The 25,691-nt window shown below is 56.6% G+C and carries 30 protein-coding genes; 10 read left to right on the top strand and 20 right to left on the bottom strand.

From position 1 onward, the window contains the following. Positions 1–2: 2 nt before the first annotated feature. A complete protein-coding gene (locus INT33_RS05920) occupies positions 3–1,211 on the bottom strand; it encodes a YbfB/YjiJ family MFS transporter (RefSeq protein WP_193091380.1) in 1,209 nt (402 codons plus the stop codon). Between the two features lie 153 nt (positions 1,212–1,364). Here INT33_RS05920 and INT33_RS05915 point away from each other — a divergent pair, with 153 nt between their 5' ends. Continuing rightward, positions 1,365–2,258, top strand: coding sequence for a LysR family transcriptional regulator (locus INT33_RS05915; RefSeq protein WP_192538388.1), 894 nt, complete (start codon positions 1,365–1,367; stop codon positions 2,256–2,258). Positions 2,259–2,309: 51 nt separating this feature from the next. On the opposite strand, the gene INT33_RS05910 is transcribed toward INT33_RS05915, so the two are convergent. Continuing rightward, positions 2,310–2,645 carry a zinc ribbon domain-containing protein YjdM gene (locus INT33_RS05910; RefSeq protein ID WP_192538390.1) on the bottom strand — a complete coding sequence of 112 codons (336 nt, stop codon included), beginning with the start codon at positions 2,643–2,645 and terminating at the stop codon, positions 2,310–2,312. Between the two features lie 333 nt (positions 2,646–2,978). After that, the gene (locus tag INT33_RS05905; protein ID WP_225736188.1) at positions 2,979–4,229 is read right to left on the bottom strand and encodes an MFS transporter; all 1,251 of its coding nucleotides are present in this window, start codon (positions 4,227–4,229) and stop codon (positions 2,979–2,981) included. Between the two features lie 61 nt (positions 4,230–4,290). Here INT33_RS05905 and INT33_RS05900 point away from each other — a divergent pair, with 61 nt between their 5' ends. Further along, positions 4,291–5,289, top strand: coding sequence for an AraC family transcriptional regulator (locus INT33_RS05900; RefSeq protein ID WP_192538392.1), 999 nt, complete (start codon positions 4,291–4,293; stop codon positions 5,287–5,289). A gap of 24 nt (positions 5,290–5,313) precedes the next feature. On the opposite strand, the gene INT33_RS05895 is transcribed toward INT33_RS05900, so the two are convergent. Beyond that, positions 5,314–6,663, bottom strand: coding sequence for a carboxylesterase family protein (locus INT33_RS05895; RefSeq protein WP_193091379.1), 1,350 nt, complete (start codon positions 6,661–6,663; stop codon positions 5,314–5,316). Between the two features lie 111 nt (positions 6,664–6,774). Next, positions 6,775–7,344: a pyridoxamine 5'-phosphate oxidase family protein gene (locus INT33_RS05890; RefSeq protein WP_193091378.1), complete on the bottom strand. Its 570-nt coding sequence runs from the start codon at positions 7,342–7,344 to the stop codon at positions 6,775–6,777. A 185-nt stretch (positions 7,345–7,529) separates the two neighbouring features. Here INT33_RS05890 and INT33_RS05885 point away from each other — a divergent pair, with 185 nt between their 5' ends. After that, positions 7,530–8,498 carry a zinc-binding metallopeptidase family protein gene (locus tag INT33_RS05885; protein WP_193091386.1) on the top strand — a complete coding sequence of 323 codons (969 nt, stop codon included), beginning with the start codon at positions 7,530–7,532 and terminating at the stop codon, positions 8,496–8,498. Positions 8,499–8,505: 7 nt separating this feature from the next. On the opposite strand, the gene INT33_RS05880 is transcribed toward INT33_RS05885, so the two are convergent. Next, a complete protein-coding gene (locus INT33_RS05880; RefSeq protein WP_193091377.1) occupies positions 8,506–9,402 on the bottom strand; it encodes a LysR family transcriptional regulator in 897 nt (298 codons plus the stop codon). Positions 9,403–9,547: 145 nt separating this feature from the next. Between INT33_RS05880 and INT33_RS05875 the strand changes: the two genes are divergently transcribed. Beyond that, positions 9,548–10,516: an AEC family transporter gene (locus INT33_RS05875; RefSeq protein WP_193091376.1), complete on the top strand. Its 969-nt coding sequence runs from the start codon at positions 9,548–9,550 to the stop codon at positions 10,514–10,516. Positions 10,517–10,555: 39 nt separating this feature from the next. On the opposite strand, the gene INT33_RS05870 is transcribed toward INT33_RS05875, so the two are convergent. Further along, entirely contained in the window at positions 10,556–10,987 is a 432-nt protein-coding gene (locus tag INT33_RS05870; protein ID WP_193091375.1) for a GNAT family N-acetyltransferase, read from the bottom strand. Between the two features lie 38 nt (positions 10,988–11,025). After that, entirely contained in the window at positions 11,026–11,781 is a 756-nt protein-coding gene (locus tag INT33_RS05865; RefSeq protein WP_193091374.1) for an ArsR/SmtB family transcription factor, read from the bottom strand. Positions 11,782–11,851: 70 nt separating this feature from the next. Between INT33_RS05865 and INT33_RS05860 the strand changes: the two genes are divergently transcribed. Together INT33_RS05860 and INT33_RS05855 are read left to right on the top strand one after the other, a co-directional pair. Further along, complete coding sequence (locus INT33_RS05860) at positions 11,852–12,199, top strand: NIPSNAP family protein (protein ID WP_193091373.1); 348 nt, start codon at positions 11,852–11,854, stop codon at positions 12,197–12,199. Further along, positions 12,196–12,543, top strand: coding sequence for an antibiotic biosynthesis monooxygenase family protein (locus INT33_RS05855; protein WP_193091372.1), 348 nt, complete (start codon positions 12,196–12,198; stop codon positions 12,541–12,543). Before INT33_RS05860 ends, INT33_RS05855 begins: the two co-directional genes overlap by 4 nt. Before the next feature lie 250 nt (positions 12,544–12,793). Here INT33_RS05855 and INT33_RS05850 read toward each other — a convergent pair whose 3' ends face one another. The 7 genes from INT33_RS05850 to trpB form a co-directional block, all read right to left on the bottom strand. Then, positions 12,794–13,108: a hypothetical protein gene (locus INT33_RS05850; protein WP_193091371.1), complete on the bottom strand. Its 315-nt coding sequence runs from the start codon at positions 13,106–13,108 to the stop codon at positions 12,794–12,796. Between the two features lie 92 nt (positions 13,109–13,200). Further along, a complete protein-coding gene (locus INT33_RS05845) occupies positions 13,201–13,485 on the bottom strand; it encodes a type II toxin-antitoxin system RelE family toxin (protein WP_193091370.1) in 285 nt (94 codons plus the stop codon). Continuing rightward, a complete protein-coding gene (locus tag INT33_RS05840; RefSeq protein WP_192538402.1) occupies positions 13,475–13,726 on the bottom strand; it encodes a type II toxin-antitoxin system Phd/YefM family antitoxin in 252 nt (83 codons plus the stop codon). The genes INT33_RS05845 and INT33_RS05840 overlap by 11 nt, the downstream gene beginning before the upstream one ends. A gap of 53 nt (positions 13,727–13,779) precedes the next feature. Further along, the gene (locus INT33_RS05835; RefSeq protein WP_226940089.1) at positions 13,780–14,109 is read right to left on the bottom strand and encodes a hypothetical protein; all 330 of its coding nucleotides are present in this window, start codon (positions 14,107–14,109) and stop codon (positions 13,780–13,782) included. A gap of 66 nt (positions 14,110–14,175) precedes the next feature. Continuing rightward, a complete protein-coding gene (locus tag INT33_RS05830; protein WP_193091369.1) occupies positions 14,176–14,505 on the bottom strand; it encodes a hypothetical protein in 330 nt (109 codons plus the stop codon). Positions 14,506–14,830: 325 nt separating this feature from the next. Then, on the bottom strand, positions 14,831–15,670 hold the full coding sequence (gene trpA, locus INT33_RS05825) for a tryptophan synthase subunit alpha (protein WP_193091385.1): 840 nt from the start codon (positions 15,668–15,670) through the stop codon (positions 14,831–14,833). 32 nt (positions 15,671–15,702) lie between these two features. Then, the gene (gene trpB / locus INT33_RS05820) at positions 15,703–16,908 is read right to left on the bottom strand and encodes a tryptophan synthase subunit beta (protein ID WP_193091368.1); all 1,206 of its coding nucleotides are present in this window, start codon (positions 16,906–16,908) and stop codon (positions 15,703–15,705) included. 106 nt (positions 16,909–17,014) lie between these two features. Here trpB and INT33_RS05815 point away from each other — a divergent pair, with 106 nt between their 5' ends. Continuing rightward, positions 17,015–17,917, top strand: a complete 903-nt coding sequence (locus INT33_RS05815) for a LysR family transcriptional regulator (protein ID WP_193091367.1) — start codon at positions 17,015–17,017, stop codon at positions 17,915–17,917. Positions 17,918–17,947: 30 nt separating this feature from the next. Here the strand turns inward: INT33_RS05815 and mmuM are convergent, their stop codons facing one another. After that, complete coding sequence (mmuM, locus tag INT33_RS05810) at positions 17,948–18,907, bottom strand: homocysteine S-methyltransferase (protein ID WP_193091366.1); 960 nt, start codon at positions 18,905–18,907, stop codon at positions 17,948–17,950. After that, complete coding sequence (locus INT33_RS05805; protein WP_193091365.1) at positions 18,904–20,334, bottom strand: amino acid permease; 1,431 nt, start codon at positions 20,332–20,334, stop codon at positions 18,904–18,906. The genes mmuM and INT33_RS05805 overlap by 4 nt, the downstream gene beginning before the upstream one ends. Before the next feature lie 330 nt (positions 20,335–20,664). Between INT33_RS05805 and INT33_RS05800 the strand changes: the two genes are divergently transcribed. After that, entirely contained in the window at positions 20,665–21,225 is a 561-nt protein-coding gene (locus INT33_RS05800; RefSeq protein ID WP_193091364.1) for a hypothetical protein, read from the top strand. Between the two features lie 72 nt (positions 21,226–21,297). Here the strand turns inward: INT33_RS05800 and INT33_RS05795 are convergent, their stop codons facing one another. Beyond that, a complete protein-coding gene (locus INT33_RS05795; protein ID WP_319643917.1) occupies positions 21,298–22,335 on the bottom strand; it encodes a DUF2235 domain-containing protein in 1,038 nt (345 codons plus the stop codon). A gap of 43 nt (positions 22,336–22,378) precedes the next feature. Next, positions 22,379–23,008: a LysE family translocator gene (locus INT33_RS05790; RefSeq protein WP_193091363.1), complete on the bottom strand. Its 630-nt coding sequence runs from the start codon at positions 23,006–23,008 to the stop codon at positions 22,379–22,381. A gap of 129 nt (positions 23,009–23,137) precedes the next feature. Between INT33_RS05790 and INT33_RS05785 the strand changes: the two genes are divergently transcribed. Both INT33_RS05785 and INT33_RS05780 read left to right on the top strand, forming a co-directional pair. After that, positions 23,138–23,704, top strand: coding sequence for a P-loop NTPase family protein (locus INT33_RS05785; RefSeq protein WP_193091362.1), 567 nt, complete (start codon positions 23,138–23,140; stop codon positions 23,702–23,704). A gap of 98 nt (positions 23,705–23,802) precedes the next feature. Further along, positions 23,803–24,738 (top strand): glycerophosphodiester phosphodiesterase, encoded by a 936-nt coding sequence (locus INT33_RS05780; RefSeq protein WP_193091361.1) that lies wholly within the window; start codon positions 23,803–23,805, stop codon positions 24,736–24,738. Between the two features lie 23 nt (positions 24,739–24,761). On the opposite strand, the gene INT33_RS05775 is transcribed toward INT33_RS05780, so the two are convergent. Next, positions 24,762–25,655 (bottom strand): dihydrodipicolinate synthase family protein, encoded by an 894-nt coding sequence (locus tag INT33_RS05775; protein WP_193091360.1) that lies wholly within the window; start codon positions 25,653–25,655, stop codon positions 24,762–24,764. Positions 25,656–25,691 lie beyond the last annotated feature (36 nt).

Genomic DNA, 25,691 nt, shown 5'->3' with positions numbered 1-25,691 from the left:
TATTATCTCCTGTTTTGAGCAGTAAGCGCCGCGTTGCGCTGCTGCAAAGCACGACTAAGCAGTACCAGCAAAAAGCCTGCGACGAGCATGAGGCCGCTGATGGCGAACAGCGGCGAGTAAGTGCCCCAAACGCCATAGAGTGCCGACATGGCATAGCCAGCCACTGCCTGGGCAGCAGCAAAAGCGGCGGTGGCTTGCCCCCAGATTTTCTTGTGCGCGGTTGGCCCTACCAACTCAGCAAGGCGGCCCGAGGTGAGTGCGACAATGCCGGGAATCATCGCCCCTACCATAAAAGAGGAAACCGATTGGCTGATCAGTGCTAGCGAGAACACCGGCAGCAGAACAGCGGCAGCCTTCGCTACAAAAGCAATCGCCAAACCATAATGCCAACCTGCTCGCTGCGCCAGGGCGCCGACCATTAGCGGCCCGCACACCGCCCCTAAGCCAAAGATGCCCCACTGAAATGAAGCGGCCTGGTTACCTAATGCGTTTTCCCTGGCGAGATAATCCACCCAGAACACGGTATGGGGCACAAACCCAACCGCATCCAGGGCATACGCACTAATGACCAGCCACACGACGACCTTTACCCCCGAATACTCCCTGGATTTATTGGCCGTTGGGCTGGCCGTGGCAGGTAACGCCAGCCGAGTGATGCTGTGATTGCATAAAAGCCCCGCCATAATGCAGAGCAGCCCCAACGCGCCCCACGTAAACGCGAGACTTAATTCAAGCAGCAATGGCACGATGAAGGCTGAAAGCAGTGCGCCCAGGCCAATCCCCGTAAACACCATGGCACCGACACGGGTTCGTCTTTCTGTGGGCGTGGCCGCCAACGCCAGCGAAGGGCCAACCACCATTAAGATGGCGCCCGCAATGCCCGACACCAGGCGCCAGAAGAAGAACCAGGTGAAACCGCCCTCCCCAGCGCAAAGCACAAAGCTTAAAGCGATACCTGCGAAGCTTGCCGCCATTACGCAGCGCGTAGAAAAGCGCTCACTCAGGGCGTGGGCGACAAGCGCACCGATAAAGTAGCCCAGCAGGTTGGCGGCCCCCAGGTAGGCGCCCTGGCTTGCGGTAAACCAACCCTCCTGAATAATCGCTGGTAATAGCGGCGTGTAGGCAAAGCGAGCAATGCCGATCCCCGCCAGGGTCGCCATTATGCCGGTCATCAGGGCGGGCAAATCGTGGGAAGTAAATTTTCGGCTCATCAGGTTGTGTCCTTTTTGTGCCGCCTTTCAGGCAAGGTGGGCAGCGCGGTAGTACACAGCCAGACTACGGATGAGGAGTTATTCCTAGAAACGATTTGTTTTGATAGCTACTATCTTTTTTTGAGATAACGCTGGCTTGGCAGAAAGGTGAGTATGCAGCTTAAATCATTACGACTATTTATGGCGGTGGCCGAGACAGGCAGTTTCGTGGCAGCGGCAAAACGCTTGCACACGGTGCAATCCAACGTGACAACTCACATCAAGAAACTTGAGGAGGAGTTAGGCGTACAGCTTATTCATCGTGCGGGACGTGTTCGCCCTACAAGCGCTGGTTTGGCGCTGGTGGAGTACGCTGAGCGCATGTTGACTGCCCATGATGAAGCGGTATCGCTGTTCAAGGGTCAGGAGAAGGCGTGTGGGCGGCTACGGATAGGCGCCATGGAGACCACAACGGCATTGCGCCTTCCCCCAATACTAGCGGCGTATCACGCAGCGCAGCCTGATGTTGATATCCAGCTCAAGACCGGGCCAACGGCTGAGCTGGTCGAGCTGCTGCTAAACGGGCAGGTAGACTGTGCCTTCGTGGCTGGGCGGCTTGAGCATAGCCGCTCCCACGTGCTTAAAGCATTTAGCGAGGAACTTGTGTTAGTGGGTTCGATGCCCATGACGACGATGCCCTCTTCACAAGCGCTGCTGGCGTCTGCCTTCATGGCGTTTCGCCAAGGGTGCAGCTACCGCCAGCGTATCGAGCTATTGCTGGCGTCCTATGGTGTCAATGCGGGCCGGATATTCGAGTTCGGCTCGCTGGATGCGATGTTGGGCTGTGTCGCTGCTGGGATGGGCTACACGGTGCTACCGCGTGGAACGGTAGACGCTCACAAGCACCGGTTCGGGATTCACACGCTGGCTCTGCCCGCTTCTATTGCCCACATTGATACCTATTTTGTCGCCCCCGAACCGGCAACCTGGACACCGGCCCTGGCAAGCTTTGCGGATATGTTGTGTGACGCAGTGGTGGTGGATGAACTTAATCTTACTGCGTCGTAATGTGGATAGCGGTCTGATTAGTGACGTTGACCAACAACTTCCAGGCGTGGTTCAGGCCTTTTTCACAAAATGAGCGGTTACCATCATGTCGCCAACGCCGTCGACCTTGCAGTCCAGTTGATGATCCTTGCTGTCTTTGAGCCGCTTGATAACGGCTTTGGTGCCTACCTTGAGTACCAGCGAGCTGCCTTTGACTTTGAGGTCTTTGATCATCGTTACCTTATCGCCTTCCGCTAACAGCGTGCCGTTGGCATCGTTGACCGTCACAGCGTCTTCCGACTCTGTTTCAGAAGGGTTCCATTCGTGGGCGCACTCGGGGCAAATGAACAGGCTTTGATCCTGATAGACGAATTCGGATTGGCAGTTTGGGCAAGGTGGGCACGACATGAATGATGACTTCTGTGGCTTGGTTTAGGCTGCTTATGATACTGAGCCAGTATGACCTTGGCGAATATTGCGGGACTGGGCTGTGGGAAACTAACGCCAGCCTTTGTGAGGACGCTGACCGGGAGGATGTTCAGGCTTCGGTTCTTCTATTCTCTTCTCTTTCTTGAGCAAGCGAGGGCCAGCGCTCTCACGGCCATAGGCGGATACGATAAGCGCGGCGTCAGCTCATAGCGCTCGCAGGCGTTGGCCGTATCTCAACATTCAGTGTGCTGCTCCGGGTGGTGCCAGTAATGCCTGTCCCCTCCCCGGAACAAACCTGGGTTAAAAAGTCATTCAAACATGTATTCCGGCGCCGGTGGTTGCACCGTGCTGCGGTAGTTCGACCCGGACGCGCAGAGCAATCACGAGTGCGGCGAGCAACATCACCGCGCCTGCGGTAATGAAAACGCCGGTGACGCCACTAAAGCCGAAAACAAGGCCACCCAATGCAGCGCCGGTGGCGATGGATGATTGCACCGCCGCGACGACCATTCCACCGGCGGTCTCCGCTTGATCGGGCACGGCGCGCGCAACCCAGTTGGACCAAGCCACCGGTACACCGCCGAAGGCCATGCCCCACAGCGCGACCAGGAGCATCAGCGCGGTTCCCTGGACGGGTAGCAAGATCATGCCGAACGCTGCCACACCTACCAGTGCCGGCATCAGCACCAAGGTCGCGCGCAGGCTACGTTCCATCAGCCAGCCGGCCAGCAGCGTACCGACGAAGTTGGCGAAACCGAACCCCAGAAGCATCAGCGCCAAACCGTCGACATCAATGTCACCCACGCTTTCAAGCGCCGGTCGAATATAGGTAAACAAGGCATATTGGCCCGTATGGGCAAGTACGCAGCCCATCATGCCAATCGCAATACCCGGGCGGCGGAGCAGTTCAAGCACCGATGCGGTATGCGTCATTTTGCGCGGCGCCATACGCGGTAGCGTGCACCATTGAAAGACCAGCGTAATCCCGCCAACAGCTGCAGCGGCGATAAAGGCACTGCGCCAGCCATAGAGCCCACCCAGGTAGCTCCCCAGTGGCACGGACACCACCGTTCCGATCGCGATGCCGCTGAAGATGATGGAGAGTGCTCGCGGCACCAAATTGGCGGGCACTAGCCGCATGGCCACGGCTGCCGCCATGCTCCAGAAGCCCCCCAACGCGATGCCTAATAGAATGCGCATCACCAGCAGCACGGTCAGGTTGGAGGAAAGCGCCACGAGCAGGTTGGAGGCGATCATTAGGATGGTAAACGCCAGCAAGACCACGCGCCGATCGAAACTGCGCGTTAACCTGGGCACCAGCAGCCCGGCAAACAGAGCCATCACCGCCGTCACCGTCACCGCTTGACCCGCGAGTGCCTCCGACACGCCGAGGTCTGTTGCCATCGGCGTCAACAGACTGGCGGGTAAGTACTCCGCCGTCAGCAACCCGAACACGCCCATTGCTAGTGAAAACACCGCCATCCACGCCGGTGCAGCAGGTTCACTGCTGGCCGCACCGCCTGTATCGGCCATTTTTCCAGCATCAAAAACGTCATTACTCATTTCGAAACTTCTCTAGAAACTTTTGAAGCTGAAAGTCTAGAGCTGTAAACCTGGATGATCTATGATCATAAATCTCATTTTTTTGATCGAAACGCCTAAAATGACCAATAAAGATAAATTTGCCCTGTCATCTGATCTCATCAGCGAACTGCTGACCGGCATGCGCCTGCGTGGCGTCCAATACCGCCGCATTCAGACAGGCCCATCTTTCGGTTTAGGCTTCGAAGACAAGCCAGGACACGCTTACTTCCACTTTCTGGCGGTTGGTACTGCCTTTTTACGTACAGATGATGGTGAGTTGCATGAACTGTCCGCTGGAAGCGCTGTGTTTATACCTCAAGGGGGGAGGCATCAGCTTCTATCGGATGCGAAGGTTTCATTTCAGAGCATCGACACATTCGATGCTGCGCCCCTTGGCGAAGCCGTCAGCGGGGTAGACACATGCCCCAGTACTCACCCGACACCCAGTGCCGTCATTTTCTACGGTTGCATGGAGTTCGATCTAGGCGGCATGCAGGGGCTTGGTAAATTGATGCCAACCGTCATGGTGGCTGACACGCTGGGGGATCGCTACCCTGGCTTGCTGCCTATGCTTGATTCAATGAAACGGGAAATCTGCGCCGGTCGTATCGGTTTCGCGGGTATTCTGGCTCGGCTCGCGGAGGTTGCGGCAGCCATGATGGTGCGCGGCTGGATCGAGTCCGGCTGTGAAAACGCCTCTGGTCTCGTTGCGGCATTGCGTGACCCACGTCTTGCTCGTGCCATACTGGCGCTGCACCGCCAGCCTGGCCGTGAATGGACAGTGGCAGAGTTGGCTGCGGAGTCGCATGTCTCTCGCTCAGTTTTCGCACAACGCTTTCAAACCACCATCGGAGTGCCACCCCTACGCTATGCAACGGAACTGCGGATGCGTCTTGCCAATCAATGGCTCACTCAAGAAAGAGTATCTATCGACGTGGTCGCCCAACGACTCGGCTATACGTCTCAAGCGGCATTCAGTCGTGCTTTCAAGCGCGTCATCGGCAAGCCTCCTGGGGCCAGTCGGCAAATGCATTCATGATAATGAGAATGCGCTTGTCGCTAACTAGCTGGCCTGCCACCACTGCACTATTTGCGGTTCAAGCTGACCAGTGGGCGGCAGTTGCCCGTTTCGCGCGAAATCTGCCCATAGCTCGCGCAGGCGTTGGCCGTGCTCAAGCAGATCGGTTTGTTCCACGTCTTTAACGATATCGGCATATTGCCAGCTGGCGGGCTCGCCCAACAGTAGCGGAAGCTCAATGGTATGGGAGGCGCCAAACGGATAGTGGCCCTTGCCCCAATCCAGCCGATAAACGTAAGCGTTGCCACCGGCTTTCGCGTGGCGGCGGGCAAACATGAGGGCATCGCGCTTGTATATTTTGCGCGTGGTGGCAGCCACCATCGCCCTGGTGGCCCGCTCACCTATTAATGGAAACTGGCGTAGCCGCGAAAGGTTGCGAGACATCACTAGAAACAGCGCGGTTTCCTCTAAGGTGTAGCCAATAAAAATGTCGAATTTCGGCGCAGCGCGGCGCCAGGCAGCGTCTACCTCGGCCTCAATGGGCAGCGGGTAGTGGCCGTACTGGGTGCCAAACGGCATGGCGGATCTCAGCCCAAACCCTTGGGCGGCTTTAACCACCTGCTCTTGTGCGCACAGAACCTCTTCCAAGGGCGTATCGTCTTTTACATCAGCGGCCTTTCGGCTCATCTTGCCGTGCATCTTCGCCCGGTTGCGGCTGATGCCTAGCGGCGCGCTCTGGATGATGGCGCGCTGAAAAAGCCCATCAATGCCCTCGGCAATCATTAGATGGGCCGCCGCATCGCCTCCGGCGGAATGCCCAAACAGAGTAACGTTGTTAGGGTCGCCGCCCATGGCCGCAATGTTGGTGTTGACCCAGCGCAGCGCCGAAATGAGATCGAGCAGGCCCAGGTTTGCCGGGCGATTGGCATAGCCGCCCAGAAAACCCAGCAGGCCGAGCCGGTAGTTGACCGCTACCACGATCACGTCCTGTTCAAGCGCCAGCGGGCGTACGTCGTATACCGCGAGGTCTGCCGCGCCGAATACGTAAGAGCCACCGTGAATCCAGACCATCACCGGGCGCGGCGCCGTGGCGGGGCTATCCGGAATGGTCACCGACAGATGCAGCTCACCTTCGCAGTAGGCCGCCTCCTGGGGGGTAATGCCCAAGGCCTCATCCAGCTCAGGAATACTGTTTTGTGGCAAAGCGGGGGACCACTGAGTGGCCTGAATGGGCATGGTGGCAGGCGGCTCATCCTCTGGGGCGCAGAAGCGCTCTGCGCGGGCGTAGCGGATACCCGTGGCACGGATAACGCCGCGATCCCGCCAACCGATTATCTCACCGGCAGGGGTGGTGAAGCGTGGAGCATCCTGCTCGGTAGGCTCAGCGTGGGGCATGGGGTTCCTTGGAATTTGAAAGTCGTCGCGACTGAGTAGCCTACATCGTCGTGGGCTGAAGCCGACTCCTACAAAAAAAGTGCTCGCGATTTGCGTTAGCCGACGCGCCCATTACGGCACCAGCCACTGCCCTGCCCAATTATCCGCCCGCTTGAACACCGCGCGGCGGTGGTGGTGGCCCAGGTGCAGCGCTTCTATCGCTTGAATGTCGAGCCACAGCACCGCGAAAGCGCTTTCGGCCGGGGTCTTGGTGTAGTCCAGTGAATCCGCAATCGGCTCGCCCGGCGCGGGGCCGCGGCTGTAGGCGGTGCGGGCGTGTTCGGGTATTCGCTGCCAGCGCTCGCTGACCTCGTCGCCATTCAGGATGGTGACGTTGGCTTCGATGCGACATTGCAGCATTTGCTCGGCATCCCATACGTGCAGCGCGGCCACGGGGTTGGCGCGCAGGGCAGCGATTTTATCGGAGTGAATATCGGTGTAGGTGGCAAGCGTGGCGGCCTGCTGATCGGCTTCGCGCAGCACTACCGTGCGGGCTTGGGGCATACCATTGGCGCTTACAGTGGCCAAGGTGGGATGACGTGCCGCAGCGTGGCGGTCGTTGACGCCTTGAGTCAGGCATGCCCAGAGGTGAGCATAGAGTCGCGGCAACTCTTCTACCCAGCGGGGTTCGCTTATCGCCATGGGGCACCTTTCGAGAGAATATTAAGCAGACGTGTTATTCGTATGCGGTTATTTATAACACGCTGAAATCGTTGCGGGCTAAAGCCTTCGCCTACAGCGTATGCAGACGATAAGCGTGAAGGCATTGGACGTAGCCGCGCATCCCTGCCTAGACTCAAGGCTCCTTTCTTATGAGTACCCGGCCCATGCGCGTTTTCTCCAACCCGGTCGGTGCCGGTTCGTTGTGGTTTGATAACCTGGTGACCGCCGATGGCGTCCCGGTGGCTTACGACCCCCAGGCGCGAGCGTTTATTCCCATGCCGCCCTTCTGCGCCAACCGTGACGTGATTGGCTGCAACTGGATTGCACCTAACGAGGGTGAGTTCTGTCGCGCCTGTGCGATGACCGCTCTGGCGCCGGACCCGGAGATTCCCGACGCCATTCCCAACTGGGCGCTGACCGAGGCCGCCAAGCGCTGGGTGATCGATAACCTGGGCCGCTGGCACTGGTTTCGGCCGGAAGACCCGGGCGCACCGCCCACCTTTCATATGCTGGCCGAAGGCGCCACGCCGGTGCCCATGGGCCATGTGGGTGGCGTGGTCACGATCAGCGTGGCCGAGGCGGACTCGGTACTGAGCACAACACGCCGCGAAGAGCTGGAAGAGCCTTACCGCACCATGATTGGCCATATGCGCCATGAAATCGCCCATATGCTGTGGTGGCGGTTAAGCCTGCGGGAAGATTTTCTGGATGCCTTTCGCAAGGCGTTTGACGATGAGCGTGCCGATTACACCGAGGCGCTCCAGCATCACTACCATGAAGGCCCGCCAGAGGACTGGCGCGCGCACTATGTCTCGACCTACGCCTCGGCTCACCCGCATGAAGACTGGGCGGAAACCGTCTCGCACCTTCTGCACCTGACCGATATCACCGACAGCTTCGTGGCTTCGGGCATGGATTTGCCCGAGCTACCGCGTGATCAGAAATGGGACGCCTACGCCGAACCGGATGCCGAGCGCTTGATCCATATCGCCACAGCGGTGGTGGCCGGGGTAAACAACGTCAACCGCTCCATGGGGCTTTCGGATGTGTACCCGTTCGTGCTGACAGAAGTGACGCTGCAAAAGCTGGTGTTTGTGCACGGCTGGCTGCGCCGGGGGGCGCTGGGGCTTTAAGCGCGAGTTACTCGATCAGCGAACGGCTCAGGTAGCGGGCAAACTGCTCGTACAGCTCGCTTGATTGCGAAGCGCTGAGCACCAACTGGATGGAGGGCAAATTCGGGACGCCGTTCGCCTCAGAAAGTACGCACAGCTCCTCCGATAACGCGCTTTTGGGCAGGATGCCCACTCCCAACCCGCTGATGACCGCTTTCTTGATGTTATCGAACGACCCGCTGACATAAGCGAAGTAGTGCGAGCGCCCGACACCGTTCAGCGCCATGACGGCACTGCTTCGAATCACGCACCCGTCCAGAAACGTGACCAGCGGAATATCGCGCAGGTCATCGAAATGGATCGCGCCAGCGCTTACCCAGTAAAGCGGCTCGACCTGAATGACCTGCTCGGCTTTCGATACCACCGGTTGGCCCGCCACGCCCTTGAGAATTACTACATCCAGCTGCTGCTGTTCTGCCATTCGCGAAAGCACCGCAGAGGAGGCCGCTGTGACTTCCACGCGCAGCCCCGGGTTGTCCTCAAGGCAGAGCGATATCACACGGTGAAGGTTACCCACCGCAAAGTCATCCGGTACTCCTAGCGCTACTTTTCCCTCAAGGCTTGAGGCCTTCAGCGAGTTGATCGCTCTGCTGGTACGTTGAAGAATATCGCGGGCGGCCGGTAACAGCCGCCGGCCCTCTTCGGTCAGCCCGATCACATGCCCTTGGCGCCTTTCAATGAGGCGAAAGCCAATATCTTCTTCAAGACGTTTAAGGCCAACGCTTAGCGTCGACTGGGTACGCGCCAGCACGTCACTCGCGCGACCAAACCCGCCGTACTGCGCCACAGTCACGAAAGCGCGCAGCTGTTCGAGCGTAATACCCCGCCCTTTCAAGGAAAAAGCGTCTTGGTGTTCAGACTGCATAGATGCCCCGCGCATGTGCACCGCTATCGATAAAAACGATTATAACCTTGGCACAATTCATTTAACAAAACAGCGGCCAGCTTTGATGATGACCGCCATCGAGTGCGTTTCCCACGCCGACACTTCTTCAACATGAGAAAGCGCTATGTTCCTGGTCGTCATCCCGATTTTCATGGTCATTCTTCTTGGCTACCTGTTTGGCAAAGTAAAACCCGATAGCGGCAGTTCCGATAAGCTGATCAACGACTACGTGCTGTATGTCGCGCTGCCAGCTCTACTGTTTTTAGCCATTGCCAGGGCCGATATCAACGAACTCAAGCAGTGGGGCTTTATCGCCTCGTCACTGATAGGCATCGTCTGCGTGTACCTGCTGGCCGGGTTGATTGCCCGATACAAGGGCATTGCGCTGCCCCAGTCGTCCATTCTGAGCATGGGCGCCTGTTATGGCACGACCGGCTATATGGGCGTGCCCATTCTTATCTCCGTGTTCGGGCAGGAGGCGGCGCTACCGGCGGCCATCGCGACGATCCTGCATAATATCCCCGCTATAATGGCCGTGATCATCAGCTGGGATCTGTTTGCCAGCAACCGCGCAGGCAATACCCCAGCCGCTACCAGCCTTTGGAAAGCCTTCAAGACGACCTTTACCAACCCCCTTACCGTTTCCGTGCTGGCGGGGCTTTTCTTCGTGCTGTTCGGTATTCCTCTGCCGGCATTTCTGGAAGCGTTTGCCGGTTTCCTGGGCAGCGCTGCGGGCCCGACCGCACTATTTGCGCTGGGGCTTGGCTTGTCCCGGCTTAACGTCAAAGAGCAGATAACCGGCGATGCGTTAGGCATCGTCGCACCCATGCTGTTGCTCAAGATTGTCGTGCAGCCTGCCATCACGCTGCTGTCGGGCGTGTATCTTTTCGGCATGGGGGAAGAGGATGCGCTGTGGCTGGCGGCAGCCGTTGTTATGGCGGCACAGCCTATTGGCGCGGGCGTTTACGTGTTTGCCAAGAAGTACGAATACCGCCAGGAGACGATCTCGCTGGCGATCATTGCATCCTTGCTGGTGTCGCTAATCACGCTTCCGGTCATTTTGAGCTTACTTAACGGCCAGGGTGGCTATTGACGGTATTAAGCCGAGCACCAACACGTATAAAGCGGGGCCTCAAGCGTTGGGGCCGCTGCTCAAGATAAACGAGTGAAGTTCGATATCGGTACGAAACTCCCAGCCCAGGCGCTTCCAGAAGCGCTTGCCAGCATCGTTATCCACCAGCAACATCAGGTGCGATTTCTGAATGCCTTCATTCTTTAGCGCGTTCATGCAGCGGCAGACCAGCTCGGAGCCAATACCCTGCTTTCGGCAAACCGCCGCGACCGCTAGATGCTGCACAAAACCGCGATGGCCGTCATGTCCCGCCATTATCGTGCCCACTAAATTGCCATCCTGCTCGGCGACAAAGCTCAGCCCTGGGTTGCGTTGCAAATACTTGTCGATGCCCTCACGAGAATCCGCATCGCGCAGCCGCACGCCTTCCGTGCTCAGCCAAAGCGCCACGGCGGCGTCGTAATCTTCAATTTTCATGGGGCGGTAGTGCATCAGGCTAGGTCTCAAAGAGTACAGATGGGCTATGTATGCTATATAGCTTGAATGTTTTCGATTTCAACAGGCCGTGGAGCGGTCGATGGCTGGTCTGAAACCAATGGCGTACTTTGAGATGAGAATATTGCCCGCAGCGCTTTCTCGCCTGAAGTGCTGAACGCAATCACGCGTGAATCCTTCTCTTGCTTCGCCCATCCCAGTTCCTGAATACGGGTAAGCAGCGCACTGCCAAGCGCGCCTGCCAAGTGATGCTTGCGTTCGCTCCAGTCAAGGCACGTTCGACACAGTGAGCGTTTTGAAGACGCAAGCGCGTCGGTATCAATACCCAATTGAAGAAACCACACCCGGCCATGCTTAGTAAGGTCTAGCCCTCCTGAGTGCTGTTGAAAGATACCCGTTTGAAGCATCCGCTCATACACCCATACGCCTAACTCTCCGGCTAGGTGGTCGTAACAGATACGAGCTTTACGCAGTGCAGGGTCGCGCGGGCCGGTAAAGCGGGAATCGCCTCCGCTTTTAAACGTCAGACCCATCAGCGCTTCAAGAAGGCTAGCCACTTCTGGCCCGGCCAGCATGAAATAGCGATGGCGACCCTGTTTTTCCACCGTGATCAGCTCAGCCCCCAGCAGCTTGCCAAGATGGAAACTGATGGTTTGCTTGGTTACCCCAGCAGTATCTGCCAGCTCAGTGGCGGTGTACGCACGGCCTGACATCAGAGCAGAAAGAACCTCGGCTCTGGCGTTATCTCCGATAAGCGCTGCGATGCGCACGATATTGGGGCCTTCGCTCATGGTTCGATTCTAGTCGAACCATAAGAGGCCGACAATGCGGTATTGTCCTTAAAACCAGAGGAGATACCCCATGACGATTACCTGTGTGATTCGCTACGAGATTGATCCCTTCCAACGTAGCGCCTTCAAGGAGTACGCCGAAAACTGGGGGGAAATCATTCCCCGCTGCGGCGGCCACCTCATCGGCTATTTTCTTCCCCATGAGGGATCGAATAGTGTGGCCTGGGGCCTCGTCGCTTTCGATAGCCTGGCCGCCTATGAAGCCTACCGCCTCCGGCTACAGGCTGACGAAGGCGGGCGAGCGAACTTTGCCATGGCGCAGGCTCAGCGTTTTATCCTCAAGGAGGAACGCAGCTTCGTTGAAGCGGTAGATGGCACGCTGGGTATTGCACCGACAGATGCATGGAGTGCCTTATGATTGCCGTGATATTCGAAGCGCTACCTCATAAGGATCGAAAAGACGACTACCTGGACGCCGCTAGCACTCTGGCCCCGCATCTAAAAGACATTGACGGCTTTATTTCGATAGAGCGTTTTGAGAGCCTCACCCACCCAGGGAAGATCCTATCGCTCTCCTTCTGGCGAGACGAAAAAGCCGTCAGGCAGTGGCGGACGTTCGAACCTCACCGCTCCATTCAGAAAGCGGGCCGACAGGAGATCTTTGCCGACTATCGGCTGCGCGTTGCGGCCATCATCCGCGATTACGGATTGAATGACCGGCATGACGCTCCGGAGGATTCACTTGCGGTGCATCGTCGTTAATATGCACAACGGAACACACGGTCGTCATCTTTAACCGTCACGTTGCGTTAGCTCATTAGGCTTTCAATAATTAGCAACATCACCCAGATCGTTCTGCTGGGCAGGGTTGGCAAAGTCATCCTTCTGCTCTGCCCACTTCAGCAAGGCATCAAGCGCCGGAAAGAGGGTTTCCCTCCCATTCGGTGAAGCGAAAGCTTGATCTCAATATACTGCCAGGCGCACGGCTGAGCGCGTGTTGATTTTTTTGATTTTAGAAGCCGATGCCCACACGCAGTGCTTGCAGGCCATCGAGCCTGACGCTTACCTCATCCGAAAACACAGGGTGGCCTTCCACGGTTAAATCCAGGTCAGCCTGTGTTCCGCGGTAGGTAACGCTGACGGTAAGGTTCGCAGAGGTGCTAATCGGCGCCAGCACGCCGTACTCGACGTTATCAACGCTGACCGCAGAAAGGCCACGGTTATCCAACTGTTGCTGAACTTCCTGCTTAACGGCATGGCCGTAATAGAAATACACCCCGGTATAACCCAGCGCGACCAGCACAATCAGTGAAATAAGCTTTCCCATTACGTCCTCTTGATTAAAAAATTGGGTAGTTGCCACCATGGCAATGCCATGATTTTTTCATTCATATGGAACAGTAAGTTCGGGTGGTGGAGTCACATGCGCCGTTTAAGCGAGCTATATACTTTACCTTTATCGCGTTTGCCTACGGCCAGCACGTAGACAAATAACTCGTTATCAATAATCTCGTAAACCAAACGGTACCCTGCTGAACGCAGTTTTATCTTATAAACCGCGTCGTATCCACTTAACTTGTCTGCGGGTACTCTGGGATTCTCCAACCGTTCAGCCAACTTCTTTTTGAATTGATCTCGAACGGGAGCACCGAGTTTTTCCCATTCTTTCAACGCCGCCGGTACAAATTTTAGCTTATAGGTCATCTAGCGATACCGTCACCGCTTTACTCTTGTCATCACGACGCGCCTCTACAAGCTTGGCAAGTTCGTAATCTTCCAGCATTTCCATCATGGCTTCATAGGTTTCAGCAGGCACGAGGTAAGCCGCAGGCTTATTATGGTTCAGTACTGCTATGGGTGAGCCACTGACCTGCGAAAGCAGCGCCGAAGGGTTCTTCTTCAGCTCAGAGATACTGACTGAAAAATCGGCTAGTATCTGATGCATCACGACCTCCAAAAAAGCTCTATTTTAAACACCAATTTTAGGACTTATTTTATTTATCTGCTATCTATTTTCTTTTGTGTAAGCGCCCCTTGGCGCACATGACACAACACGATAGTGGGATCACTCCCTTCGGCAGAAATAACCAACTCCCCTGACGCCTTCCAGCCACCGCTTTTACCGCAGGTTTGCCAGCCGCCCGTTAGAGAAATATGGTTGGAAAGCAGTACGGGAAATTGATGGCGTTTGGCGATACCCGCAAGCAATTCGGCATCTACTTCATAGCCCGTTTCTGAAATCAGTGCGCTGGCGATATACACGTCCGCTTGCTGTGCGGCGGCCGCTTCTGCGTGGGCGGGGTTGGCGAAGTCTGCACAAATAGCCAAGGCGATGCGTGTGTTGTTTACCGTTCAAATGCCTCTGCCAATTGGAATCAGCAGAGGCGTAGCAACTTAATCCAGGTGATCCATTGTGACGACGATATCTTCACTGGATACATCTAGGTTCATGAAGGTGTAGCTATCTTCATCTTCGTCAACCAGACGAATGTCGAAATTAGGGCTGTTATAGCCGGTTAACGTAACGCGCTGCGTTACTCCGTCCATGAGCACATCGCTACCAAGCACATCGTCTTCCCAATTTTGTGAATCGCCAGGGCTGACATACATATACATGATGGTGTAACCAGTACGGTTAGTAATATCAACGTAATAGTCGGCGGCCATTGCCAATGAAGAGCTACCCAGCATCACAAGTGCGGCTAAAAGCATTTTAATACGCATTTAGGCATTTCCTTTCGTTTTTAGTATGGGAAAAGAGGTGAAGAGTAGCGCTTGTCACCTTGGGTATATCGCGACCAGTAGCTCTCTCGCGGTGCAATATAACCGCTAACGATGAGAGAGGGTATTTTTTTAATTTAAATTAAAAAAGGCATTGTTGTTCGTTACAAAAACCCTCTAAGCAATTGAATTATATTAAATTAAACCTGTTCTCTTACATTCAATTATGGATGATAACTCACTCCCTGCGAGTCTTTACTCAAATACAGGCAAAAAAAGAGCAGGCTTAATGGCCTGCTCCTGGTATGCGTTTGCTGTGTTACGTCATTTAACTGACTTGCGGCTCGTGCACCTCTCGGCACTCTTTAACGCTTTCAGCCAGTGCACGTGCAAGGTTATGCACGCCGTTGACGGCTTCATCAGGCGTTACGGCGTTCTCGATGCAATCCACCAGCGCGGAGCCAACGACTACCGCATCGCTGAATCGGCCAATGATGGCGGCCTGTTCGGGCGTGCGAATACCAAAGCCAACAGCGATGGGAAGCTGGGTATGTTCGCGTAGCTGGCTGACGGAGCGCTCGAGTTTTTCGGGCGTGGGAGCGCTGCCGCCGGTAACGCCTGCCACCGAAACATAGTAGACAAACCCGGAGGCGTTACCCAGCACCTTGGGCAGGCGCTTGGTGTCCGTGGTGGGCGTGGCCAGGCGGATAAAATCGATACCGTGCTGGGCGGCGGGCTGACAAAGCTCGTCGTCATGCTCAGGCGGTATATCGACCACGATCAGGCCATCTACGCCGGCGCTGGCAGCGTCGGTCAAAAAGCGCTCGACACCATAGCGGTAAATGGGGTTGTAGTAGCCCATTAGCACAATGGGCGTGGTGGCGTCTTTCTCACGAAAGGCGCGCACCATTTCCAGAGTCTTGGCCTGGGTCTGGCCTTCTTTGAGGGCACGTAGGGCGGCTTTTTGAATCGCGGGGCCATCGGCCATGGGGTCGCTGAACGGCATGCCCAGCTCGATCACATCCACACCGGCGGCGGGTAGGCCGTCCAGAATGCGTTGCGATGTCGCCATATCCGGGTCGCCTGCCGTTACGTAGCTCACCAGCGCCGGGCGGTTTTCGGTTTTGAGCGCGGCAAAGCGTGCTGCAAGGCGCGCGTTGGGATTCATGGCGTCGTTCATAACAGTATCCTTCAGTGCGCTCATTTGAACTTGTCTCCCAGGTAGTGGGCCACGCTCATCATGTCTTTGTCGCCGCGACCGCTCAGGTTAACCACCATCAAGTGGTCGCTGAGGAGTTTCGGCGCCCGCTTGGCGACTTCGGCCAGCGCGTGAGCGGTTTCAAGGGCGGGGATAATCCCTTCCAGGCGACAGCACGTCTGGAAGGCTTCAAGCGCTTCATCGTCGGTGGCCGACACATACTCAACGCGCCCCTGCTCATGCAACCAGGCGTGCTCTGGGCCGATGCCGGGGTAATCAAGGCCTGCAGAAATCGAGTGGGCGTCGATAATCTGGCCGTCCTCATCCTGCAGCAGGTAGGTGCGGTTGCCGTGAAGCACGCCCGGCGCACCGCCGTTCAGGCTTGCCGCGTGCTGGCCGCTCTCAACGCCCTTGCCGCCCGCTTCAACGCCAATCATCTCGACCGAGGCATCGTTCAGGAATGGGTGGAACAGCCCCATGGCGTTGGAGCCGCCGCCAATACAGGCCACCAACGAATCCGGCAGACGGCCCTCTTTTTCCTGCATTTGCGCGCGGGTTTCATGGCCAATCACCGCTTGGAAGTCGCGCACCATGGCGGGATACGGGTGCGGCCCAGCCACGGTGCCGATGATGTAGAAAGTGTCATCCACGTTGGTGACCCAGTCGCGCAGCGCTTCGTTCATGGCGTCTTTCAGCGTACCGGTGCCGGAAGTGACCGGGATCACTTCAGCGCCCAGCAGTTTCATGCGAAACACGTTGGGCTGCTGGCGCTCGATATCCGTTGAGCCCATGTAAATCACGCAGGGCAAACCAAACCGCGCTGCCACGGTGGCCGTAGCCACGCCGTGCATACCGGCGCCGGTTTCAGCGATGATGCGCTTTTTGCCCATGCGCTTGGCCAGCAGTACCTGGCCGATACAGTTATTAATCTTGTGCGCGCCGGTATGATTAAGCTCTTCACGCTTGAGAAAAATCTTCGCGCCGCCAAAGTGCTCGGTCAGGCGCTCGGCAAAATAGAGCGGATTCGGGCGCCCTACGTAGTCGCTCTGGAAATAGGCGAGCTGGCGCTGGAATTCGGGGTCATCCTTGGCGGTGTCGTATTCGGCTTGCAGCTCAAGAATCAGCGGCATCAGCGTTTCGGCCACAAAACGGCCGCCGAATTGGCCAAACAGGCCGTTGATATCAGGCTGGATCGCAGGTTGGTTCATGATGGCCTCTCAAAGCGGGGTAAACAGTTGCATTGAAAGTAGCGCAAGCAGACGGAGATAAAAATCGATAAGATGTCATCAATATGTGAGCTGGAGTCAACAGTCGATGCAACAGAGCATGCCACCCTTAAGCGCCCTGCGCGCCTTTGAAGCCACCGCCCGGCTAGGCAGTGTTACCGCCGCGGCCGATGAGCTTAGCGTGACCCACGGCGCGGTTAGCCGCCAGCTGCGCAGCCTGGATGAACATTTTGGCGTGGCGCTGTTTGCCAAAGCGGGCCGTGGCATTGAACTGACTCACCACGGCGAAAGGCTTTATCACGGCATTGGCGAAGCGTTTACCCGCCTGCGTGATAGTTGCGCGGATCTCAAGCGTGATGTGGAAGAGGCGCCCTTCACCCTGGCCTGCCCCGGCAGCCTGCTGGCGCGCTGGTTGATTCCCAGGCTGGACCGTCTGCAACGCGACCTGCCCCAGCTCAAACTGCAGGTCGTAGTGAGCGAAAGTGAACTGCCCGCCAAGCAGGAAAATATCAGCGCTACCCTGGCCTTTTCCGAGCCGCCCTGGCCCGCCGAGGTAGACGTTGTCGAGCTAATGGCCGAGCAAATTTGCGCGGTGGTCAGCCCTCGTTTGGAAGCAAAGCTCGATCCAGCGCAGCCGGATACACTTTTTTCCGGCAAGCTTTTACACACCGCCTCGCGCCCCCAGGCCTGGCCACAGTGGGCCACCGCGCAAGGGCTTGAGCTTGCGCACCTTGAAGAGGCCTTACGCCAAGGCCAGGGGTTTGATCATCTCTACTATTTAATCGAAGCCGCCGTGGCGGTCCTGGGCGTGGCGATTGCGCCAAAACTGCTGGTGGACGATGACCTGAAAAGCGGACGACTCACCGCGCCCTGGGGGTTTATCGAAACCCCCGCCAAGCTTTGCCTATGGCTACCCCGCCACCACAACAGCCAGCGCAGTGAGCAGTTGGCCAAGTGGCTTAAGCGGGAGTTGGGCGCTTCAGTTCAATAAGCGAGAAAAGAATAAAAGCGCCCAGGCGAGCTAGCGCGACTGCCGCCACTGGGCCAGTGCCTGAATATCCGCAGGCGTTGTTCGGCAGCAGCCACCGATACCCGACGCCCCTGCCGCCAACCAATGCTCAACCCCTTGAACCAAGCCTGAAGGGCCAGTGACGGTGTGATCACACGGGGCCGGATGCCAGGTTTTGGTCACCGGGTCATATAGCTCCCCCGAGTTGGGATACACCAATACGGGTAGGCCGCACCGGCGTTTGATCGCCGCAATCAATGATTCGATATGCGCAAGTGCGGTGCAGTTTACGCCAATCGCCGCCACGCCAGGGCAGTTGGCCAGCGCTGCGGCACACTCTTCAATCGGCGTTCCATCGCTGATGTGCTCGCCATCCTTGGCCGAGAATGTAATCCAGGCCTGAGCGCCCGGATGTTCAGCCAGAAGGTCGGTGATCGCCAGCGCCTCTTCAAGTGAGGGCAGGGTTTCTACCGCCAGCAGATCAGCGCCCGCAGCCAGCAGAAGCTCAAACCGCTCGCGATGAAACTCAACCAGCCCGGCGCGATCCAGATCATAGCCGCCGCGGTACTCGCTGCCATCCGCTAGATAAGCGCCATACGGGCCAACCGATGCGGCAACCAGCGGCTTGGGGCGGTCGGTTTGCCCCGGCTGCCACACCGCATCGCGAGCCTGCTGCGCCAACGTGACCGATAGCTGAATCAGCTCACGGGCCTGCTGGGCCGTCATTCCCGCCTGCATAAAACCGTGCACCGTGGCCTGATAGCTTGCGGTAATCGCGCAGTCGGCACCGGCTTCAAAATACGCCTGATGCACCTGGCGAATCTTCTCCGGCGCCTGAGCCAGCAGACGCGCCGACCACAGGGCATCGTTGAGATCACAGCCGAGCGTTTCAAGCTCGGTGGCCAACGCTCCGTCGATGACCATAAAAGGCGCTTCCGCCAGCAGGGCCTTGATCGGGTTCAACGCACTCATACGGTCTTCTCCTCAGCGGCAATGTTTGGGTGGTCGGAACGTTGAGTGACCGCGCGATGGCGCACAAAATGCACCAGGTAACAGAGCGCCATGAACGGCACCCCGAAATAGAGCGCTACTCGCTGCTGCGGGTCAAAAGCGATGCCAATGCATGCAGCCAGACAGGCCGCAAACGCGATCAGAGGCACCCACGGGTAGCACGGGGTGCGATATACCAGATCTTTCAGCCGCCCGCCTTCACGCAGGTACTGGCGTCGGAAGTTGAGTTGGCTGAGCGTAATCGCCATCCACACCACCACCACGGCCAAACCGGAGATCGAGACCAGCACTAGGTAGACGGTTTCTGGCGCATACACGCTTGAAAACAGCGCGCCGAAGCCGCCGATCATGCTGAGCAGCAGCGCGTTCATGGGAATGCCGCGCTTGTTGAGCCGACCAAGCGACTTGGGCAAAGTGCCTTGATCTGAAAGCGTCCAGAGCATGCGCGATGAGGCATAAAGCCCGGAATTGGCCGCCGAAAGCAGCGCGGTGATGATCACGAAGTTCATGATATCCGCCGCGCCCGGTACGCCCAGGCGCTGGAATACCGCGACGAACGGGCTTTGGCTAAGCCCGGCCTGGCTTTGGGGCAACAATGCCGCAATTACAATGATGGTACCCACAAAAAATAGAATCAGCCGCCACAGCGTGGCGCGGATCGCCTTGGGCACATTGCGCGCCGGGTCCACGGTTTCCCCGGCGGCAATGCCAATAAGCTCCGTGCCGGAAAACGCAAACATCACCGCCAGCAAGGTAGTACCGATGGCCAGGAGGCTAGGCGACATGGCGCCCTCGCCCCAAAAGGCGGAAAGCCCGGGCGATGCCAACGCGGCGCCGCTTGAATCCTGCAGCGGCACCCAGCCGATGATCGCGCCCGCGCCGACGATCACGAACACTACCACCGCGATCACCTTGATCAGCGACAGCCAGAACTCGGACTCGGCAAAGAAGCGTGAGGTAAAGGCGTTTACGCCGAACACGATGGCCGCGAACAGCCCGCTCCAGTACCAGCCGGGGATATCGGGAAACCAGCGCCCCATAAACACCGCCGCGGCGGTAAATTCCGAGCCCAGCGCCACCGTCCAGGTAAGCCAATACATCCAGGCCACCATATAGCCAGTGCCGGGGCCGATATAGCGGCTGGCATGGGCGCTGAACGCGCCTGAATCCGGCATATGTACCGCCAGTTCCCCCAGGCACATCATCACCAGCCAGGCAACGATGCCGCCGACCAGATAGGCCAATACGGCACCCGTTGGCCCGGCCTGCTGCACGGTATAGCCGGAACTTAAAAACAGCCCGGTCCCAATCACGCCCCCTAACGAGAGCATCACTAAGTGGCGCGTCTGCATGCTGCGCTTGAAGTGCGCGCCCTGTTGCTCGCTCATAGTACGTCCTAGGTTTTTCTTGAGGCTCTTGATGCCCTGTAATTCAACTCGTTGGGCGCACTATATTAGTGCAAACAAAACCCGTCAAAAAGGAATAAAAACAAGATCTCTTATTCTTATTTAAAATAATCGAATGCTATGGCACCACTCCCGCTGGCTTTGCCTGACGATTTCTCGCATTGAGGGCCTAGCTATCGTGCTGGCCTGCCATTCGGTAAACTTAACAATGTATATCTGTTCCCAAGGAAACTCTTCGAGGTCAGTCGCATTGAGGATTCAAATACTTGGTTATAAAGGGCTGAAGCCAATGCTAATTAACAAGGACGCTAAATGAAGGTAAAAAGCGTAACCAAGTTATGTACCGCCAGCGTATTCGCCCTGACACTATCTGGCTGCGCGGGATTTATCGGTGGCGATCTGAAGAATACAAGAGGCGTTTATTTGCCTGGCATGACGCAATGCTCATCGGGTGACTATCGCTATCAGTTGACCGTGAAGAGTAGCGTTGTCGAAGACGGTAGCTATTTGGATCCGGCTCAATTCATTGCCGGTTGGACACTCGGTCTGATACCACTCTACTGGTTATCATTCGAGAATAGTCTCGTTGAAGTCGTTGATACTCAACCATCGGATCAAACTAAAGCCGATGAGCCGACGCTGGTTTTTTCGCGTGATTATAACGTCAGGGTTCATAAATATTACGGCATCATTTGGCCTATGGTCTTGAATACCAATAGTATCAACGCGCTCAAGGCCGATGAAGGCCACGGGCTTCGTGTCGCCCCAGGGATGGGCGCGCGCGCAGCCAGCAAGGCATTGAGCGAACTCCCCGGTGACTTTCCAAGGGATCAGCTCTGCTACGAGTCGGGCAAACGCTCACGCTTTAAATAACGCTGCAGCCCACGCCTGAACCGCCGCTTGAATCAGCCGAACACGGTTGGCCTCAGGCAGCGGTGGATACGATCAGCGGTCCAGCTCGATACCTACCCAGCCGCGCTCCTCTACCAGCGCCTTCAGATTGGGCGGCCGGTAGCTTTCATCACGCTGGTAGCGCTCTTTGACGCTTTGATGAATCAACGTCGGCTTGCCTTCGTTGACCAGTGGACGGTCGAGCTTGCCTCTTAACCGGTACACATGTCGCCGGGAATGATGTAGCTCGCCCCGCGCACCGTTGGTCAGGTTACCGTAAAGATGGGGTGCGATGGCCAGACCCGCGGCACCGGCCTCTTTTAGCATCCACTCAAGGGGTGTATCGGAAGCTTGAATACCGTTCTCATCCGGCGCTTTGCCACCGCCAACATCGCTGTGTACGCCGGCAAACCATACCTGCTTCAAATCAACGCCTTCACGGGCCTCCCACAAGGTAGGCTCGAAGTCTTCGCGTTTCTCATCGATGGCGAGCGCATGGCGCGCGGTGGCAATATTGCTGCCCATCTTGGTGTCGTAAAACTCGTTCTCATTATTGAACAGCCCGCCCAACAGGCTTAGCGGTATACCCAGCGCACCTACGGTATCCCACACACCGATGAAGTGAATGCGCTGCGAAGGGTGGCAATAGGCCTTCCGAAATGCCCTGGCCGTTTGACCGCCCGGCCAGTTTTCGTCCGCGTGATCTCGATACATATCCCAGGCCTGGGTGATCCGGCCGGCCTCCGAGCGCTTGAGAATGCCGCAGTTATTGATGAGTCCGCTCAAGGCGCGCACGGTGTAAGCACCACGGCTAAAACCGAACAGATAGATGTCGTCGTCTGGGGTGTAATTGTGAACGATATAGCGGTAGCCATCGATGATGTTCTTTTCGATCCCGGCGCCGGTTAATGCACCAATGATTTGATTACGGTACGAACCGACTCCCCACCCATAAGAGACGTGTTGGCGCATCTCACCCGCAAAGGGAGAAATGGCTCGCGCCAGCTTCAATACGTTGGTGGGGTAATCTTCTTCCAGGTCTTCTTCGGGTTGGTTCCAGGTGCCATCGGCACATACTATGATATTCGCCACTGAGTCTCTCCTTGACGCTGGGCGTTGAAAACAATGGTTCTCTCTAATGATTGGACGCCATTAACGTGCCGCCTGCGGCGATAAACAGGCCGCCGGTAGTGCGATTGAAGCGCTTATAGCGGCGCGGGCTTTGAAACCAGCGGCTTATGCTGGAGCCAAGCCTTGCGTAGGTCGACATCAGGGTGAAATCGATCACCAGCCACGTCACTGCCAGAATCACGAACTGAATCAGTTGAGGCTGGCTCACATCGATAAAGTTGGGAAACAGCGCGGCGAAGAAGAGCAGGTCTTTGGGATTGCTGATGCCCACCATAAAACCACGCCGGAAGAGCGTTTTCATCGGTACACGCTGATGGCTGGCGGCTGAAGGGCTGTGAATATCAATGCTGGAAGAATCCCGCCAGGCCGCGATGCCCAAGTAAATCAGGTAGGCACCGCCAACCAGTTTCAGAATATAAAAGGCACTTTCCGAAGCGGCCAGGATAGCGCCCAGTCCCAGCGAGGAAACTACCATTAACACCAGCGAAGACAAGGCGCCGCCCAGCACGGTGGCGGTCGTGTGCTTTCGGCCAAACTTTAGCCCGTGGCTTGTGCAAAGTAGCGCCACCGGCCCTGGAAAAATGATTAAGGCAAAGATGACGCCCACGTAGGTCAGCCAAGTCAACGTATCCACACTGAGCTCCTTTTAAGTAAAAATAGCAATCAGCAACTACTTTACGTTTTTATGCCTTAGGCGTCGTGTCTATTTGCCCAAAGGTTGTCACCTACGTAAACTAGCGCGCCGCTTGAACAGGGCTACATCATGAAAATCAATGTTGTCGGCAGCAGCGGCAGCGGTAAAAGCACGCTCTCTAAGCAATTATCCCACGCCCTGGGCGTTCCCTATATTCAGCTTGACCAGCTTTTCTGGCGTGCTAACTGGCAAGGCACACCGGACGATGAATTTTTCGTCGCGCTGGAAGCCGCTTTAAGCGCAGCCCCGGGCGGCTGGGTGCTGGACGGCAACTTTAACCGTACCCGCGATATCAAGTGGCGCGAGGTCGATATGATCATCTGGCTGGATTACGGGTTCTGGCGCGTTTTCCGCCAATCTCTCTGCCGCGCAATTGTGCGCATCATTAGCCGCAAAGAACTTTGGCCCGGTACGGGCAATCGCGAATCGTTTCGCAAGACCTTTATGAGCCGAGACTCGATTCTCTGGTGGATGCTGACCAGTTGGCGCTCCAACCAGCGGCGCTATCTTGCCGATTTGATTGACACCCGTTATCGCCATATTCGTATCGTGCGCCTTACTCACCCTCGCGAGGCCGATGCGCTTGTTAAGCACTTGGCACAAAGCCGCACTGGCGTTAACACACCCAGTACATGAAGCTTGGTGCAGAGCACAAGTTTACACACAGCGTCATTTGGAATGAGGTAATAAACGAAGTAGGGTAATTGGCTGAGCATTCACTAAAAGGAACGTTTATGAGCCATTCTTCGTTATTTACTGCCGTGTCATTAGGTCTTTTCGCTGGTGTTACCGCCTCTGCTGCATTAGCAGAAACGTCTCCGCTGGAGCAACAGCTAAAGGATCTAGATTCGTTTCAGGTGATTGCCCATCGCGGCGCCAGCGGCCACGCTCCCGAAAGCAGCATGGCCGCACTCGAGCTGGCCCATGAATGGGGAGCAAACTATCTGGAACTGGATATCCAGATGACCTCTGACGGTGAGTTGGTCGCCTTTCATGACGACACTCTTGAGCGCACCAGCAATGGCGAAGGCCATATCAACGACTATACGCTTGCCGAACTTAAAGACCTGGATACGGGGTCATGGTTTAACGACGCCTATCCTGATCAGGTGGATGACGCTTTCGTCGGCGCCGAGATATTAACGCTTGAAGAGATCTTTAACCGCTTTGGTCAGGATGCCCGCTACTACCTGGAAACCAAGTCACCCCAGTTGAACCCGGGCGTTGAAGCGGCGCTTGTTAAGCGCTTGGAAGCGTTTGATATGATCGACACTGGGCGCGTGCTGATTCAGTCGTTTGCGCAGGAGAGCCTGCTGACAATTCATGAGCTTAACGACAAGATTCCGCTGATTCAACTGGTGTGGTATTACCCAAGCGAAGAAGACGACGAACGCCTGGTTGAGTGGACAGGCGTGATACCGGGGCCGCAGGAAATCACCGATGAGGATTTTCAGGCAGTCGCTGAATATGCGGTAGGCATGGGCACCAACTTTACCTATAGAGGTGAAGAAGTCATCGATGCTGCGTTTATTCTAAAGGCTCAGGCGAACGGCCTGCCGGTACATATCTACACTATTAACGAAACCGATGAGATGCAGCATTTATTGGATTGGGGCGTGAGCGGTTTGTTTACCGACTATCCGGATCGGCTAATCAAGCTAACCGAATAACGCCACTTCACGCTCACTTCCGCCTACCGTAGATCAAGCTGCTCAACGACCTGCTCTACCCTGCTTCGCTGGTTGTCCTGCAAAGTGTTGAGCGGCAGCGGCAAACAGGGTGTGCTGACCTTGCCCAGTATTTCCGCTACGGTGGCGATAACCCGCAAGCTTCCCCCGTATTCACGGTATAAAGCCCAGAAGGGTTCAAGCTGATCAGATAGACGCTGAACCATTTGAGCGTCGCCCGCTTGGGCGGCACGCGTTATCGCCAGCGCCGTTTCAGGAAATAACCCGCCCAATACGGAATACCAGCTGTCACACCCAGCGATTAGGCCGGTGGATGCGACGGCGTCACCGCTTATTCCCAAGGTAACATCCTCTGGAATCAAGGCACGCAAACGTGCAATCCGCTCGCGGGCAGCATTGATATCCGTACTGACCGGGGGGATCTTGATTGAGCGTACTTGAGGCAAATGGGCAATACGGCCATGTAGCTCGTCGCTGAACGTAAAGTGGGTCGTGCCCGGATTATCGTAAACACACAGCGGTACGCTTAATGAACGGCAAACCGTTTCATAGTGGCTAAACACTTCGTCATCGGTCAGCTTTTGATAAGAAACCGGCGCCAGCAATATGCCGCTAGCACCCGCTTTCTGAGCGTCTTCGGCCAGCGCCAGTACGTCTCGCGTGCGCAATGCGCCAATGCCAATAATTACCGGCACGTTACCTGCGCTGTTTACCGCCAACTGAGTAACGCGAGTCCGCTCCTCTCGGGAGAGATAAGCATAGCTACCGGTTGAGCCCAACACGCCGATAGAGTCCACCTGCGCCTTGGCCAAGCGTTCCACTAAATTGGAAAACTCGCCCTCACGAATCCCCTGCTCGTTCATGGGCGTTAATGGAAATGCGCTTAGGCCGGTAAACATGGATAGCTATCCTTTTTATTAAAAGAGGGGGCCGGG

This window comes from Halomonas colorata (assembly GCF_014897985.1).
GTDB lineage: Bacteria > Pseudomonadota > Gammaproteobacteria > Pseudomonadales > Halomonadaceae > Vreelandella > Vreelandella colorata.
Note: the sequence above shows the minus strand (reverse complement) of the source record. Positions and strands in the feature narration are given on the sequence as shown.